Raw genomic sequence first — 15,726 nt, 5'->3', positions numbered from 1 at the left:
TGACCTGCGCTTTTCCTTCCGGTTTAGCGCCTGTCTTGCTGAACAACGTGGATTACTATAACCATGAATCGCTACAGCCACCAAATCCGCAGGCCACCGCCCAAATCGCGGCGGCCGTTATCGCGCTATAACAACAGCGTTGTAACTACTCCGCAGCCTGATAGGGAGTCACCTCTCGAGCGGCACGGAGACGCTTCAGCGTGGACTCGCGGCCCAGCAGCTCCATGGACTCGAACAGCGGCGGAGACACTGCCGCGCCGGTCGCGCCAACGCGCAGGGCACCGAATGCGACACGGGGCTTCAACCCGAGGTCGTCGATAAGCGCCTTGTTCAACGCCGCCTCGATGTTCGGAGTGGTCCACTCCTCCACCGCTTCCAGCGCGGCGATGCCCGCGTCCAACGGCTCGATGGCGGTCTCCTTGAGGTTCTTCTTCGCGCTCTTCTCGTCCAGCTCCAGGTCCTCGTCGGCGGTGACCAGGAACTTCAGCAGGTTGTAACCCTCAGACAGCACCTTAATGCGCGTTTGCACCAGGTCCGCCGCAATGGCGAACTTGTCGGCCGGGTAATCCTCCGGGAAGTCCGTGTGCTCGGTCAGGTACGCGCGCAGACGGTCGCGGAAGTCCTCCGGCTCGAGCAGGCGGATGTGGTCGGCGTTGATGGCCTCGAGCTTCTTCTGGTCAAAGCGGGCCGGGTTGCCCAGCACGTCGTTGACATCAAAGGCCTTGACAAACTCGTCGACACTGAAGATGTCCTGGTCCGCAGACAGCGACCACCCCAGCAGCGCCAGGTAGTTGATCATGCCTTCCGGGATGATGCCGTTGTCGCGGTGGTTGAACAGGTTCGACTCCGGGTCGCGCTTGGACAGCTTCTTGTTGCCCTGCCCCATCACGAACGGCAGGTGGCCGAACTCGGGGGTGAACTCTGCGACACCGACGCGCTTGAGCGCCTCGTACAGCGCCATTTGGCGCGGGGTGGACGACAGCAGGTCCTCGCCGCGCAGGACGTGGGTGATGCCCATCAGCGCGTCATCGACAGGGTTGACCAGCGTGTACAGCGGCGCGCCGTTGGAGCGGGCGACCACGAAGTCCGGCTGCGTTTCGGACTTGAACGTCACTTCGCCGCGCACCAGGTCGTTCCAGGTCCAGTCCTGGTCCGGCATGCGCAGGCGCCACACCGGCTTACGGCCTTCCGCCTCAAACGCGTCGATCTGCTCCTGCGTCAGGTCGCGGTCGAAGTTGTCGTAGCCCAGCTGCGGGTCGCGGCCGGCGGCCTTGTGGCGCTCCTGAACCTCTTCGTTGGTGGAGTACGCCGGGTACACCTCGCCGGCCTCGATGAGCTTGTTCAAAACGTCCGTGTAAATCTCGGAGCGCTGGGACTGGCGGTACGGCTCGTGCGGGCCGCCCACGTTGATACCTTCGTCCCAGGTCAGGCCCAGCCACTCCAGCGACTCGATGATCGCCTGGTAGCTCTCCTCCGAGTCACGCGCGGCATCCGTGTCCTCGATGCGGAACACAAACGTGCCGCCGGAGTGGCGCGCCTGCGCCCAGTTGAACAGTGCCGTGCGCACCATGCCCACGTGCGGGGTTCCGGTTGGTGACGGGCAAAAACGTACGCGCATTGAAGAGTCAGTCATGTGCGCAATCGTAGCGCGCAGAGCCCCTTGCCTATCGACGTCCTCCGGTGCACCACCGAAAGGAGCATGGCAATAACCGCTGCACCGCCTATCCTCCCGGCAACGTATTTGAAAGTTCAACTGGCTCGAGACCCCCGATTGGACAAGTCAACTCAACTAGATCCTCTTGCGTCCAAACTGACCCTGCCAACGACGCCCAATACGGCGACGCCTCATTCTCTAGGGCGTGCCCCACCGCAACCGCAAGAGCCTGTCACGGACGATCGATGTGGCGGTGCCGAAACTCCGTCACGGCCCATCCTTCCCTTACTACTCGAGCGCCGATCACGCGCAAAGAGCACGCAATCGACTCCGATTCGGCGGCCAGCCTGTCAGAATCCAAAGCCCTGCGAATGCCGAAAGAACTCGACGAGATGGTCACCGTTTCGAAAAATGCCCGCTCGATATCCCGTAACATGCTCAGCTTGAAATAGGCGCGGGCGACCCGATAGTTGTCGCTGGAGTCAATCTCTTTTCTGTACAAACCTGAGATGGGAATGGTGCCAGCACGAGTTGCAATTGGATATAACGAGGGAGACCCTCCGGAAAAGTGGCGAGCAATGAAACATACATTGTCTACATTTATCTATCCTCCCCTCTACGTTACCCTCGGACACGCTTCTAGTTCAGGTGGCCGGATAGAGACGACCACGCCACGAAATCGGAAGGAGATCTAGATTGAACCCCATTCGTTCAGCTGCAATATTCGCCCTAACCCTAGCGACTACGCTCGCAATTCCTGCGAATGCGCAGGCCAACGATAGACCCACTTCACTATCAACGAATGCAGCTACGGAAACGGACCTGGCCCCGGGTGAAAGCATCTCTTTTCAAAAGGGTGATGTAGCCAAAGTTGAATTTATTCCGAACGGCCTGCCGGAGAAGGGGCAAGCTAGGGCGGCCGGTTTAACAACTGCACCGAACTGCATTGTCGCGAAAGCAGAAAAGGGCTTTGTTCAAGTGGAAAACAATTGCGGCGGCGATGAACCGCAACGCGTGAAAGTGACTCTGGCTTTTGGCCCTGACAAAGCTTGTAAATCAATCGAACCTGGCTCACGTACTAATCTTGGCCCTGCCATCGGACGAATCGATGGGGTCTATCTCTGCTAGAGAACAAGAGAAGGAGAAAGCATAAAGATGTCGCGCCGTAGATTCTGTTCAGCAGCGGTAGTAGCTCTCACCGTTTCCGCCATTCACGTCTCTCACGCAGACGCTCTAGGCAAAGATGATCCTCGTTACAGAGATAGTATCGGGACTTACACGGTGAAATGCCAGGTACACGAAAACGCTCCCGATAACCCTATTTCCGGTTTCACGTTTGGAAATCACCCCAAGGATCCTGAAGCGGCTGAAAGTGACGCTAACTCGTTCGTCTCCAAGTTCGGCCCGAACCACGCAAAGCGTCATTGCAAAACCCAGAAGAAGTACACCCCTCGAGGCGCTTACACAAAATCGAAGAGACCTATTTAAATCGACGTACAGATAAGGAACCATTATGGATGAGACATCTACGTGGTGTTTTTTCACAAAATTCGTGTGTCGGTACGACCAACTTGATGAAGCAAAAGCAAGGCACCAAAGATGTGTCGATGTGGTGCGCGAAAAAAACAGAGTGCACTTCTCGTCTGAACAGGCATACCAAGCTGGACACAGTGAACCAACTTTTGAACTCCTCCTGTCAGAGATCATTCCACCGAGCGAGGAGCTAAGCCCAGAACAGGAAGCGGAGTACTCAGTATTCTTCTTCGTAACTGTTGCTGATGTTCCCTGTGATCCCAATGAAGTCGATGATGCGGTGCGACTATTATCAGCAAAACTTGAAATTGATTTCGAGCCAGGGATCCCTGCGAAGTTCCCAAGCCGCACACGCGGTATTCGTGTCAGCGAAACCGGTCATGAAACTGAGCAATGCATCTACCAATAGGGGTAGTCACCCCTATTCACCTTGCTAAGCTGGCTACCCTAGACTTTGTGTCTGCTTCAAATCGAGTCGAAAGTAAGTAGCAGCAACACCACCCCGGGACAGAACCGGCACAACATTATGCGGCCGCAGAACCGGCACAACATTATGCGGCCGCAGAACCGGCACAACATGGTTTTGCAAAACTCGGCTTAAAACAAAACCCAGGACCCGACCCGCAACTCCCCACATCCCACTATGGCCGAGTTTTACAAAACCGCGCCTTGACAGGCGCCCCGGGTCGCGCCCCGGGAGTCACCCCCGGACCGTGCGCTACTTGGAGTGGCGGGAAAGGAACGCCCACATTTCGTCGGCGGCGGACGGCGAGTACCACCAGTAATGGTTGGAGCCGTGCACCTGGATCACTTCGACGCCCTTGCGGCAACCGCGGGCGGAGACGCGGGTGGCGCTATACAGCGGGGCGCGGTCGAGGCCGGGTCCGCAACCGTTGCGGGCGGCGTAGGAGCCGAACATTTCCGGCACCGGCAGGACGCGCTCGCCGCGGCGGGTGGTGCCGTAGTACGGAGTGAGCGTGTCGTTCATGCCGTGCAGTGCCATAAACGCGATGGGCAGGTTCTGGCAGCCGCGGTTCACCGGCGCGTAGTAGGCACCGGATACACCCGCGACGCCGGCGAAGAGGTCCGCCATGTGGCAGGCGGAGACTGCTGCCATGCCGCCGCCGGTGGACATGCCGGTGGCGTAGATGCGGCGGCGGTCGATGTTGTAGTAGCGCTGCACGTCGTCGATCATCGCGCGCACGAAGGCGATGTCCTGGCCGGGCCGGGTGGAGGCGGTCGGCGAGCCTTCCCAGGATGCGCCGATGGCTCGGGGGTAGACGATGATGGCGTCGCGCCCGACGGAGGATTCGCGCAGGCGGGAGTAGTTGCGGAAGTTTTCGGTGGAGTCTTGGTAGGCGGAGTAGCCCACCATCACCGGCGTCGGGTTCGCCGGGTTGTAGCCTCGCGGCACCCAAACCAGGTAGCTACGGCCGGCAGCGTGGATCTCGCCGTTTGTGCCGTTAGCCACCGGCGCGGGGGCCTGGGGTGCCCAGGGCGCGGGGGCAGGCACCGGCGCCGGAGCGGGCACCGGGTTGCGCGGGAGGGCTGAGCTGCCGGGGATGGTGTCGTTGGCCATCTGGACAAACTTGTTCCACTCGGCGTTGGCCCGGTTCACAGCGTCGGCGGCGGCGCGGTTTGCGTCGTTGATCGCACGGTTGACCTGACCGTTGATTTGCGAGGACATGTCTTGGGCCCCTGCCTGCACTGGAGCGATCGCGCTACCTGCGATGAGCAAGGCAGCGAGACCACCTGCAAGGCTTTTCACAATTTTCACACCGGCCACATTAACCCCGCCTTTATGTATCAACAAGCGATACAGACGTGCGTGCACAAATGGGGGTTGGATAGAGTATCGTCACATGCCCACTTCCAGACCCGATAGCGCCCCAGACTTTCTGCTCTCGCGTGGCGACGGCTCCGTGCGCACCCAGGGTGCACTCCGCACCTTCGACGACGCGTGGGAGGCCGCGGACGCGATCGCGCGCGGCGAGGAAGAGATGATTGTCGGCGCACTCCCCTTCGACCATGATTGTCCGGCGGCGCTCACGGTCCCCGAGCACATCATCCGCGAGCCGGGTGCGCTCGAGCCGCACCCGTACTACCGCGTCGGCGAGGGTTCGAAGCTGAGCGCAATGCTTATCGACGTCGACCCGTCCCCGGCTGAGCACCTGCGCCGAGTCGAAGCCGCCATCTCGACGATCCAAAGCTCCGCTCTGGACAAGGTGGTGCTGGCGCGCGCGGTGGACATCGCGTTCGACCCGCCGGTGGATCCCCGCCTCGTCGCGGCAAGACTGATCGACCTGTCGTACACGCACGACGGGTTCATCGCGGACCTCACCCCGTCGGGACGCGACGGGCATTTCCTCGTGGGGTCCTCGCCCGAGGTGCTGGTGCGCCGGCGCGGCAACCGCGTCTGGTCGTTCCCCCTGGCTGGCTCCGCCGCCCGCGTGCCCGGCGACCAGGAAGCAGACCAGGCCGCGGCCAACTCGCTGCGCGATTCTGCGAAAGACTTGGACGAGCACCGTTTCGTGGTCGACCACATCCGGCGCATCCTCGCGCCGCTGTGCAGCGAGCTCACTGTCCCGGAACGCCCGCGGCTGGAAAAGACCAGCGAGATGTGGCACCTGGCCACACCGATTGAGGGCGTGCTGAAAGATCCCGCGCCGAGCGCGCTCGACCTCGCGCTGAGCCTGTACCCCACCCCGGCGGTCTGCGGCACCCCGCAGGCGGCGGCGGAAGCGTTGATCACCACCGCGGAATCGGACCGCGGGTTCTACGCCGGCGCGGTGGGCTACACGGACGCCGCCGGCGACGGCGAGTACATGGTGGCGATCCGCTGCGCCGAGGTCAACGGCGACGGCACCCGGGCTCGCGCCTGGGCGGGCGGGGGGCTTACCGCCTACTCGGATCCGCAGGCCGAGCTCGACGAGACCTCGGCCAAGCTGCGCACGATCATGCGCGCGCTCGGCCTGTAGTTACGCCCGTTCGACCGGGTTGCCCAGCTTGCCGATGCCCGGGATTTCCACCTCGATGTAGTCGCCCGGGACCATCTCTGCGGTGCCGGCGGGCGAGCCGGTGGCGATAACGTCGCCAGGCAGCAGCGTGAAGGATTCGGAGACCCACTCCACCATCTCGCCGACAGTCTTGATCATCTGGTTGGAGTTGGAGTCCTGCTTGGTCTCGGTCACGCCGTCGTGGGTGTGGTGCGCCTTGATGGGCAGGTTGGCAAAGTCGAACTTCTCCAGGTCCGTCTCAATCCACGGACCGATCGGGCCGAAGGTGTCGATGCCCTTGGCGCGGGCCCACTGGCCGTCTGCGAACTGCAGGTCCCGCGAGGACACGTCGTTAATGATGGTCACACCGCGGATGACGGACTTCCAGTCTGCAGCCTTGACGTTCTTGCACGGCACGCCGACGACGAGCGCGAGTTCACCTTCAAACTCCACACCGGTGGCGTACTCCGGGATCTTAATGGCGGCGCCCGGACCCACAACTGCCGTGGACGGCTTGATAAAGATCGTCGGCGGCAGGTGCTCGGCGGACTTTTTGAACACTTCCGCCACGTGGTCGGCGTAGTTGCGGCCGACTGCCACTACCTTCGACGGCAGGGTCGGGGCGAGCAGGCGGACGTCCTCAAGCGCGTACTCTTTGCCGGTGTATTCGGGGTCGGTGAACGGGGTGCCGGCGATGGCTTTCGCGGTCTTGCCCTCGTCGTCGATGACGGCGAACGTCATTCCTTCAGGTGTTGCAATTCGTCCAAAACGCATGTGACAGAGCATACAACCAATTGCAAAAGTGGCGTTACCCGGTTAACGCGAGATAGAGCTCGGCGCACGCCACAGCGTCGGTCAACGCGTTGTGGTTCGCGTACGCCGGCAGGGTATAACGCTGCCGCACCCTGGGCAAACGCAGGTCCTCCCCGCGCGGGTAGGTGCCCATGCGCTCCATGTGGCGCCGCTCCATGGCAAAGGTGTCCACGACCTCACTGTCGTGCAGCCGCCACTTGCTCCCCCGCACATCGTGGTGCAGTTTGCCCAAAAACCCGGTTTCCATCTGCGCGAAGTGCGCGAGCAGCTTCCGCCCCTCAAGCGCCGCCAAAAACGCGTCGAGCACCTCTGCGGGCTCCCTGCCCAGCGACGCCACGTCGTCGTCAGTCACCCCGTGCAGGGTGGCGGACTCCCCCACGTCCGCGCCCCGCAGCACGAAGTACTCAGCGCCGGAAAGGTCGATCACCCGGCCGTTCACCGGCACCCACCCCACGGACACCAGCTGCGAGCGCGCGGGCTTGAGCCCCGTGGTTTCGACGTCCACGGCGAGCAGGGAGCCGTCGACAAGCTTTCGCTTCTTCGGACCGAACACCTCACACCGCCCTGGTCGGGTACGCGATTGACAGCGCGTTCTGCAGCGACTTGATCACCCCGAACGCGTCGCGGAGTGCCGCGCGGTCGCGCTCGGGCAGCTGCTTCGGGTCGATGCGGTAATTCGGTGTGTCGCCCGCGCGCACCTGCGTGGCCTGGTGACGCATGGCCAGGTCGGCCAGGTACTCGTAGGCGTCCAGGAGATCCGCCGCCCCCTTCGCGGAAACCGGCCCGCCGGCAGCACCGCGCAGGCGCGCGATGGTGCCCACCTCGTCCACCCCGGCAGCGATGGCGTAAAGCCGCGCCATCTGCACCACCGCCGCGGTGCCGCCGCGCTTGATGTCCAGCGTGTGGGCGTATTCGCCGCTGCGCTCGAGCACGAACCCGCGGAAGAAGCCCACCGGCGGCTCGCGGAACGTGGCCAGCGCGGCCAGGTGCGTGTGCAGGCGGCGCGATCCGTGCGCAGATGCCAGCGCGCCGGAGCGCACCCGCGCGGCCATGTCCTGCCAGCCCTCGCCGAAACCGAAGACGGCGCGGAAGTCGAAGAACACCTGTGCGTTCAGCAGCGCGTCCGGCTTCGGCGCGGTGACCCAGCCGTGGAACGTGCGGCCCCACTCGCTTTCCGTCATCCGCCACTGCGGCGAAGACGCCATCATCTCGCCCGGGCACAACGCCTGGCCGGCGCGGGCGAGCCCCTCGCAGACGAAGGCACTGAGCTCGGCGAAGTACTCACCGTGCCGCGCGGCGTCGTAGTCATCGGCGAGCACGAGCGCGTTGTCCTGGTCGCTGGCCGGGCCCATCTCCCCGCGCGCCTGCGAGCCGACCGCCACAAACGCGAACGGCACAGGCGGAGGCCCAAGCTTCTCGACGGCTAAAGTGCCCAACCTCTTCGCCACCGCATCCGCGATCGAGGTGAGCAAACGCTGCGTCTCGGCCGCCGAGGCGCCGCGCTCGAAAAACCGCACCGCGACGCGCGCCGCGTCACGGTAGGCGTCCTCCAGCTCATCCAGCGACGCCCGCGCCACGTCCGCCGCCAGGTAGATCGGGTCCGCCTGCAGCTGGCGCATGATGTCCGCGGCAGTGACCACACCAACCACCTGGCCTTGGCCGGCGACCGGCAGGTGGTGGATGCCAAGCTCGCTCATGGTCAGCATCGCCTCAAACACGAGCGCGTTGGGAGCGATGGTGCGCACCGGGCTGGTCATCACATCCTCCACGGGCCTAGTCGTGTCCACCCCACCTGCGACCACCCGCGACCGCATGTCGGCGTCGGTGATGATGCCGGCGACCTCTTGCCCGTCGGTGATGATCAGGCTGCTGATCCCCTTCTCGCCCATCGTGCGGGCGGCCTCGGCGATGCTCACGTGCTTGCCACGCGTCACCGGCTCCCGCCCAGCGAAGATTTCGCGCAGCGGGGTGCGGAGCACGTCGGTGGCGCCGCTGTCGCGCACCTCGTCGGCGGCGGCGCGCACGCGGCGCGAGGCCGTTTGGAAGTACCGCCCCATGTCCGGGAATTGCTCCAGCAGCTGGAGGAACGCCTCGCGCGGGAGCATGAGCAGGATGCTGTCTTCCACCGCCTGCATGAGATAGGCGGACTCGCGCTCGCCCACCAGCGTGGAGTAGCCGAAGTTCAGGCCAGCCTCGCGCCGGTCCAGCAGCAGGTCGTCCTCGCTGACGACGTCCACCGCGCCGGAGCGGATGACATAGAGCGTGTCGTTGGGCTGGCCCACCTCCACCACGACCTGGCCGCGGCGGATGTAGGTGATGCCCATCTGGGCGGGCAGGGCGCGGAGGGTGGCCTCGGGCAGCGTCGAAAACGGCTCGTGCTGGGCGAGGAAACCGTAGACCTCTTCAAGCTCCACACTCATGGAGCAAGAATATCGTGGCGCGATGCCCGATACCGGCGGTTTTTACTGGTAGCTGACAAACCACGGACGCGGGTTGACGTCGCGGTAGGTCTGCTCCGGGGTAAACGTCGGGAAATCCTCGTCGAAGAAGTTCTTCCACGCCATGAAGAAGTTCGGGTCCAGGCCTTCGCGCAGCACGTTCCAGGTGTCGAACTTCTGCTCCGGGCCGCCGTGGCCGTCGGCGTGCAGGACCCAGGCGAGCTCCGGCTGGCCGGTGACGATGTTTTCGCGGTCCGGGTACATGGCCACGTTGAACTGGTGCAGGATCATCGCCTTCTGCGGCAGGTTGTTGTCGCGGACGAGCTGGGCGAGCCAATCCGCCACCTCGTTGATCTCGCCCGAGGCGGCGCTGCCGATGCGCGACAGCGGCTCCTCGCCCGGGTTGAGCTTCCACTCGGCGTCCAGCGCGAGACCCACGTTCGGGCGCTTGAGCAGCTCCTCGTAGATCTTGGCCTGCTCGAGGAAGCTGCCCTGGCCGGGCTGCAGGTCGATCACGGCGTAGCCGCCGGCATCCACAATGGCGTCGACGTAGGGGACGAGGTCCTCCATCGGCGTTTCGTTGGAGAAGTTGCCGTCGTCGCCCGGCCCGCCGGAGGCAACGGTGGCGATGATCTCGAAGGCGGGGACGACCGGCTCGTCGCTAAACGGCGCGTAGTCCTCGGCGTACTTCTTGGCCAACTCCACCGAGGCCGCCGGATCCTGCTCCCCCATCACGCCCAGATCAGGCCCGTAGGGGTGGCCGTAGAGCGCCACCATGCGGCGGCCCGGGAACACCAGGCCGCCGCCGCCCGGCAGCTCGCCGCCCTCCACCAGCGCCGCGCGGGCCTGGAAGTTCTCCGTGTCGCCCCACTGGCGGCCCAGCGCGAGGGTGTCCTGATCGGTGACCGTGCGCATGCTGTCCGCCGTCGCGCGCGGGTCCGGTGCCGCCAGCACCTGCACGTCCGCACCGGCGGCCCGCGCGGTGGCCACGGAAGCGCGCGAGGACAGCGCGGTGGCGAACACCGGCGGCATGGTCAGCTCGCTCGGGTGCTCCGGCTCCAGCGCGGCGATGGCTGCGGCATCCCCAGCCGGCTCGGCGGAGGCGACCGCCTCGGTATCTTCTTCGTCGCCCGGCACGTTGATCACGCGCGTGGCGCCGAGTCGCTCGATTTCGGCGTCGACGGCGGCATCGGCGCCGTCGAGACGCACGAGCATCGGCGCCCCGAGCTTGACCGCGATGGCCGCAGCCTTGAGCTGCTGATCGCGCTCCTTGGCGGAGACCACGACGGTCTCCGAGGATTCGAAGAGGCGCTGCGAGACTTCCGCACCGGTGCCGTCGGCGTCCTGGATGACCTCGTCGCCGTTGGTTTCCAGCGCGGCCGGTGCGCCGATCCCGCCCTCGGTGCTGCTGCAGCTGGTCAGCACCAGCGCGGTTGCGGTCAAAACGGCGGGGATTGTGCGGGTCACATGCATGCGCACAACCCTACTTCAGGGCGGCGGCGATCCTGTCACCCACTTCGGCGGTTCGCACCTTCGCGTCGCCGCGCTCCGACACATCGCGCTCGACGGCGTCCTCGATGCGCGCAGCGTTGTCATCGTCGCCGAGGAAACGCAGCATCATCGCCACCGACAAAATCATGGCGGTGGGATCCGCAATGCCCTGGCCGGCGATGTCCGGGGCGGAGCCGTGGACCGGCTCGAACATGGAGGGGAACTCCTTGGCCGCGTTGATGTTGCCGGAGCTGGCAAGTCCCACGCCGCCGGCGACGGCGCCCGCGAGGTCCGTGAGGATGTCGCCGAAGAGGTTGTCGGTGACGATGACGTCGTAGCGCTGCGGGTCCTGGACCATGTAGATCGTCGCGGCGTCGATGTGATTGTAGTCCACCTCGACCTCCGGGTACTCGGGCGCGAGCTCGTCGACGACGCGCTGCCACAGCCCGCCTGCGTTGACCAGCACGTTGGTCTTGTGCACTAGGGTGAGCTTCTTGCGGCGCGTCATGGCCAGCTCGAACGCGTAGCGCACCACGCGGGAAACACCGTGGTAGGTGTTCTGCGAGACTTCGGAGGCAACTTCGTGCTCGGTGCCCTGGCGCAGGGTGCCGCCGTTGCCGGCGTAGAGCCCCTCGGTGCCCTCGCGCACCACCACGAAGTCGATGTCGCCGGGGTTGGCCAGCGGGCTCACCGACGACGGGTACAGCCGCGACGGGCGCAGGTTGACGTAGTGGTCCAGTTTAAAGCGCAGCGGCAGCAGCAGGCCGCGCTCGAGCACGCCGGCCGGCACACGCTCCGGGTCGCCGATGGCGCCGAGCAGGATCGCGTCGTGGGCCTTCAGCGCATCCAGGTCCGCGTCCGTGAGCAGTTCGCCGTTTCGCAGGTAACGGCGGGCGCCGAGGTCGAAATCGGTGGTCTCCACGTCATCGCGGACTGTGCGCAGGACTTTGAGGCCTTCCGTCATCACTTCCGGGCCGATGCCGTCGCCTGCGAGTACTGCAATTTTCATATTCTGAAACCTTCTTCTCACATAGTAGAAAACAGCCCCAGACTAACACCTCGCGCGGCGCTAGTACGCCGCTTCCGCCTCCCGGATCCGGCCGGCCAGGTCCTCCGATGTGCCGAACTGGCTGCCCAGCGCCACCAGCGGCCGCTCCGCCAAACCTGCCATGGCGAACAACGTCTGCTCGCTGGCGCGTGGGTCAGACAGCGGCACAACAGTCACCTCAGCGCCGTAACTGCGCGCATTTGCGACGGACGGAATCGACGACTCCCAGGTGGCAACCACGCGCGGCGCCATGTTCGCGTCGCGGCGGGATTGAATGGGAAACGGCTCGGGCTTCGCCGCGGGCAGCACCACCGGATCCGCCCATTCCGCCCGCAGCCACGTGGGCTCGCGCTGGTACAGCCCGGAGACCGCCCGCACCGCATCCTGCGGGGTGGAAACCGTGCGCTCCTGGTAACGCAGCGCCGTCATCTGCTCCAGCGCCCGCAGCCCGCCAGGGTCCCGTCGCACGCTCACTGCGCCTGACGACGGCGCGATGGCCACGTCCCCGACCGTGAGCACGTTGACAGTGTGCATATCCGCGATCATCTGCACGTACTCGGCGTGGCGGGCGGGCTCGTACACCATCATCGGCGCGTTGGTGGTCACCGCGATCGATGCCGCGCGCAGCTGCGCCTCAATCGACGCGTCGCTGAGCACCAGCGTTTCCGAGGACGGGAAAAACAGCTTGGTGGTCTTGATGCCCAGCACATCGTCGACGACTTCCGGTTCTTCCGCGAACAGCTTTCCCACGTGCTTGGACTGGTTCACGCCGCGGGCGCGCTCGAGCGGGCTTAACTGCGCCTCGGGCGCACACGAAGTCAGCATCGCGGAGGCGGCGAGCACGGCGGCCGCACCCGCGAGAGTTCTCGTTTTCGCCACTTACGCCTCGCCCGGCTCCCAGTCCCGCTCGGCGGCGCGGTCCATGGCGTACTCAATCATGCCCACGAAGCGATCGCGCCTATCTGCCACGAAGCCCTCCCAGTCCGAGGCCAGCACCAGCTCCGGGTCCATCTCGTGGCCTTCAAGCATTGCGTCGAACTCGTCGTCGTCAAGCAGGGATTTCGACTGCAGCCGGGGCAGGTAGCGCTTCGGCTCGTTGCGCTCGATCACCACGTCGGTGCGCCTCCCCATCGGGGTGCGGTTGAGCACCGAATCGGCCAGTTCCGGGTCGGCATCCAGCGCGCCGGTGACCGCCAAGTATTCCGTCGGGAACACCTGCCGGAACCGGGGCTGCAGCTGCCCCACCGTTTCTGCCGTGAACGGCTCAGCGGTACGCCAATCGCGGGCACCGCGTGCCATGAGCAGCGAGTACAGGCCGCGGTAGACGCCGCTGTCCGGCCCGGCGGTGCGCAGGCGGGACTCGAAAAACTGCGCATCCGCCACCGTGCGGGGCAGCTCGTCGGTGTCCCCGCGCACCCACGGGGTCACCTCAGTTACGTCCAGGCCGATGCGGATTGTGGGCGCGTGGGAGCCGTACAGCTCGCCGAACACGCCGCACCAGAACCACCGGTTGAGCCGGTCAGCCGCCCCCTCGCGCTCGAGTGCGCCCGGGCCCTCGGCCAGCCGCGCCAAGATCACCGCCAGCGGGATCAGCTGGGCCGGGTACGGCACCTGGTCGGCGGACACGACGCGACGCTCCTCCAAAAACGCCGCGGCGGCAAGGAAGCCGTCCAGCATCTCGCCTGCGTGGGCCCGGTACTGCTCCAGCGAAATGTCCAGAATATCGCCGCGGTGGCCACGCGCCTGTCCCCTCCTGCTGGTCAGCAGCAGCGACAGCGCGCGCAGGAACTCCACGCGGCCCACGCTGTCCAGCACAGGGTGTTCGCGCAGCTTGCGCTCCGTGTCACGCCAGCGCTCCGCCAGCACGAACGACGGATCCTCGGAAGCGAAGACCGCGGTGAGCAGCTCGAAGACGTCCATCTGCACGCCGGCGGAATTGGCGAACGCGAAGATCTGGCCGACGCCCGCCTGCGTGGTTTCGCGGTCCACGCGGATCACCGGCACGTCGTAAGCCGAGAGCCCCCGCATGACCTGGTTGACAAAGCGTTTAACCGCGCCTCGCAGCTGCTCGTCCTCGGTGTTCGCGGCCATGTCCACGAGCAAGTCGTTGCCCTCCGGCCACAGCAGCATGCTCACCGGGATGACTCCGTTATTTATATAGGCCTCGCGCGAATTCAGGTCGCCGTCGACGCCCGGGCCAAAGTGGGAGCGCACCTGCCCCTGCTCGTCCACTGCGAACAGGGCCTCCACCGGCATCGGGTCCGCGGACGCCGCGGCGCGCACGTCCACCATGAAGCGGCGGCGGATCGGCCGGCCCAGGTAATCCACGGTGCGGACCTCGCCGTCTTTTTTAAATGCCTGGTAGAGCGAGGTCAGGCGCTGCTGGCCGTCCAGAAGCAGAAGCCCGGGAGCCACGCCGTGCACCTCCACACCTTCGAGCGGGCGCGGCTTGAAGCGCTGTTCCGTGTTGCGCGTGTCAAGGGCAAGGAAGGAGCCCACCGGGTAGCCGCGCAGCACCGACGTCACCAGCGTGCGGACTCTGTCGACGTCCCACAGATACTCGCGCTGGAAATCGGGCAGCTGCAGCTCTCCCCGCCCCGCGCGGGAAAACAAGTCCTTGAGTGAGTAGCTCGGCGTGGTGAAACCCATGGCACCAAAGCGTAGTGCAGTTTCAGCACACCTTCTCGTGACCGATGTGCTCGGGCAGCTCAATCTGCACCGTCGCATGCTCTACCCCGAGCTGCGCCAGGGTGACCTGCACCCGGTCCAGCAGCTGGTCCCGGTCCACCCCGGGGGCCGCCACCACGTGCACTGTGGCCAGCACGCTCACCCCGTCCAGCGACCACAGGTGCAGGTCGTGCGTGTCCATCGCCCCTTCGACCTGCCTCAACGCGTGCTCCACCTCGTCTGCGTCGAAGCCTGCCGGCACGTGTTCCAGCATCACGCGGGCGGAACGCACCATCAGCTGCCACGCCCGCGGCAGCACGAGCGCCGCGATGACCAGAGAGGCGACCACATCCGCTCCGGTAAACCCGGTCAGCGAGATCACCGCGCCTGCCGCGAGCACCGCGACCGAGCCGAACATGTCCACCAGCACGTGCAGGTACGCGCCCTGCACGTTAATGGAGCCCTCCCGGTGGCGCGAGAGCACCCACGCCGAGGCCGCATTGGCAAGCAGACCGATCACTGCGATCACCATCATCGGCGCCGTCTCCACCGGCTGCGGGTCGCGCAGTCTGCGCACCGCCTCCACCACGATCCAGACGGAGATGCTCAACACCGCCACCGCGTTAATCAGGGCGGCGAGCACTTCCACACGCCGGTTGCCATAGGTGGCGGTCGCGGATGCTGCCTTTTGGCCGACGATGATGGCGATGAGGGAGATGATCAACCCCGCGGCGTCGGAAAGCATGTGCATCGCGTCCGCGAGCAACGCCATCGATCCAGAGAGCAACCCGCCGACAACCTCCGCGACAAACACCGTGCCGGTGATCGCGAGCGCGGCGGCCAGCGCCCGCAGCGGTGTGCCGTGGGCGGGGCCGTGGTCGTGGTGTGCGTGATCGTGCATCGTCGGTTCCCTTCGCATTGCCTATCGACGACCTACGGTATGCGCCGTTTCGCTTAATGACAACTAATTGAAAATGGTTTCGCTTGGGGGCGTCCACCCTACGAGCGCAGGGGAAACTCCGGACAAAATGAGACTTGCAGCACAGATCCTGCAGCGGCGGTTGCGAAAGTTTTGTTACAGTGGGC

At 65.1% G+C, this 15,726-nt stretch carries 13 protein-coding genes; 3 read left to right on the top strand and 10 right to left on the bottom strand.

The features are described from left to right. Positions 1-145: 145 nt before the first annotated feature. A complete protein-coding gene (gene gltX, locus ACX1NL_RS05485) occupies positions 146-1,633 on the bottom strand; it encodes a glutamate--tRNA ligase (protein WP_239356252.1) in 1,488 nt (495 codons plus the stop codon). 717 nt (positions 1,634-2,350) lie between these two features. Here gltX and ACX1NL_RS05480 point away from each other — a divergent pair. Continuing rightward, a complete protein-coding gene (locus ACX1NL_RS05480) occupies positions 2,351-2,782 on the top strand; it encodes a hypothetical protein (protein WP_239356251.1) in 432 nt (143 codons plus the stop codon). Positions 2,783-3,167: 385 nt separating this feature from the next. Beyond that, positions 3,168-3,596 carry a hypothetical protein gene (locus ACX1NL_RS05475; protein ID WP_239356250.1) on the top strand — a complete coding sequence of 143 codons (429 nt, stop codon included), beginning with the start codon at positions 3,168-3,170 and terminating at the stop codon, positions 3,594-3,596. 309 nt (positions 3,597-3,905) lie between these two features. On the opposite strand, the gene ACX1NL_RS05470 is transcribed toward ACX1NL_RS05475, so the two are convergent. Beyond that, entirely contained in the window at positions 3,906-4,964 is a 1,059-nt protein-coding gene (locus tag ACX1NL_RS05470; protein WP_301614771.1) for a CE1 family esterase, read from the bottom strand. An 85-nt stretch (positions 4,965-5,049) separates the two neighbouring features. Here ACX1NL_RS05470 and ACX1NL_RS05465 point away from each other — a divergent pair, with 85 nt between their 5' ends. After that, positions 5,050-6,165 (top strand): isochorismate synthase, encoded by a 1,116-nt coding sequence (locus ACX1NL_RS05465; RefSeq protein ID WP_239305892.1) that lies wholly within the window; start codon positions 5,050-5,052, stop codon positions 6,163-6,165. On the opposite strand, the gene ACX1NL_RS05460 is transcribed toward ACX1NL_RS05465, so the two are convergent. The 8 genes from ACX1NL_RS05460 to ACX1NL_RS05425 are packed head-to-tail and all read right to left on the bottom strand — an operon-like array spanning position 6,166 to position 15,541. After that, on the bottom strand, positions 6,166-6,957 hold the full coding sequence (locus ACX1NL_RS05460; protein ID WP_239356246.1) for a fumarylacetoacetate hydrolase family protein: 792 nt from the start codon (positions 6,955-6,957) through the stop codon (positions 6,166-6,168). Between the two features lie 34 nt (positions 6,958-6,991). Further along, the gene (locus ACX1NL_RS05455; protein ID WP_301614769.1) at positions 6,992-7,549 is read right to left on the bottom strand and encodes an exonuclease domain-containing protein; all 558 of its coding nucleotides are present in this window, start codon (positions 7,547-7,549) and stop codon (positions 6,992-6,994) included. 1 nt (position 7,550) lies between these two features. After that, positions 7,551-9,416 (bottom strand): DUF294 nucleotidyltransferase-like domain-containing protein, encoded by a 1,866-nt coding sequence (locus ACX1NL_RS05450; RefSeq protein ID WP_269952787.1) that lies wholly within the window; start codon positions 9,414-9,416, stop codon positions 7,551-7,553. A 42-nt stretch (positions 9,417-9,458) separates the two neighbouring features. Continuing rightward, positions 9,459-10,907, bottom strand: a complete 1,449-nt coding sequence (locus ACX1NL_RS05445; protein WP_458898814.1) for a cell wall-binding repeat-containing protein — start codon at positions 10,905-10,907, stop codon at positions 9,459-9,461. Between the two features lie 10 nt (positions 10,908-10,917). Next, positions 10,918-11,934 carry a 3-isopropylmalate dehydrogenase gene (locus tag ACX1NL_RS05440; protein ID WP_458898813.1) on the bottom strand — a complete coding sequence of 339 codons (1,017 nt, stop codon included), beginning with the start codon at positions 11,932-11,934 and terminating at the stop codon, positions 10,918-10,920. 60 nt (positions 11,935-11,994) lie between these two features. Continuing rightward, entirely contained in the window at positions 11,995-12,852 is an 858-nt protein-coding gene (locus ACX1NL_RS05435) for a hypothetical protein (RefSeq protein ID WP_458898812.1), read from the bottom strand. Continuing rightward, the gene (locus ACX1NL_RS05430) at positions 12,853-14,622 is read right to left on the bottom strand and encodes a GmrSD restriction endonuclease domain-containing protein (RefSeq protein WP_458898811.1); all 1,770 of its coding nucleotides are present in this window, start codon (positions 14,620-14,622) and stop codon (positions 12,853-12,855) included. 22 nt (positions 14,623-14,644) lie between these two features. Further along, a complete protein-coding gene (locus ACX1NL_RS05425; protein ID WP_239305900.1) occupies positions 14,645-15,541 on the bottom strand; it encodes a cation diffusion facilitator family transporter in 897 nt (298 codons plus the stop codon). Between the last annotated feature and the right edge of the window lie 185 nt (positions 15,542-15,726).

The sequence above is a fragment of the Corynebacterium sp. CQ3829_602738 genome (genome assembly GCF_054478435.1).
Note: the sequence above shows the minus strand (reverse complement) of the source record. Positions and strands in the feature narration are given on the sequence as shown.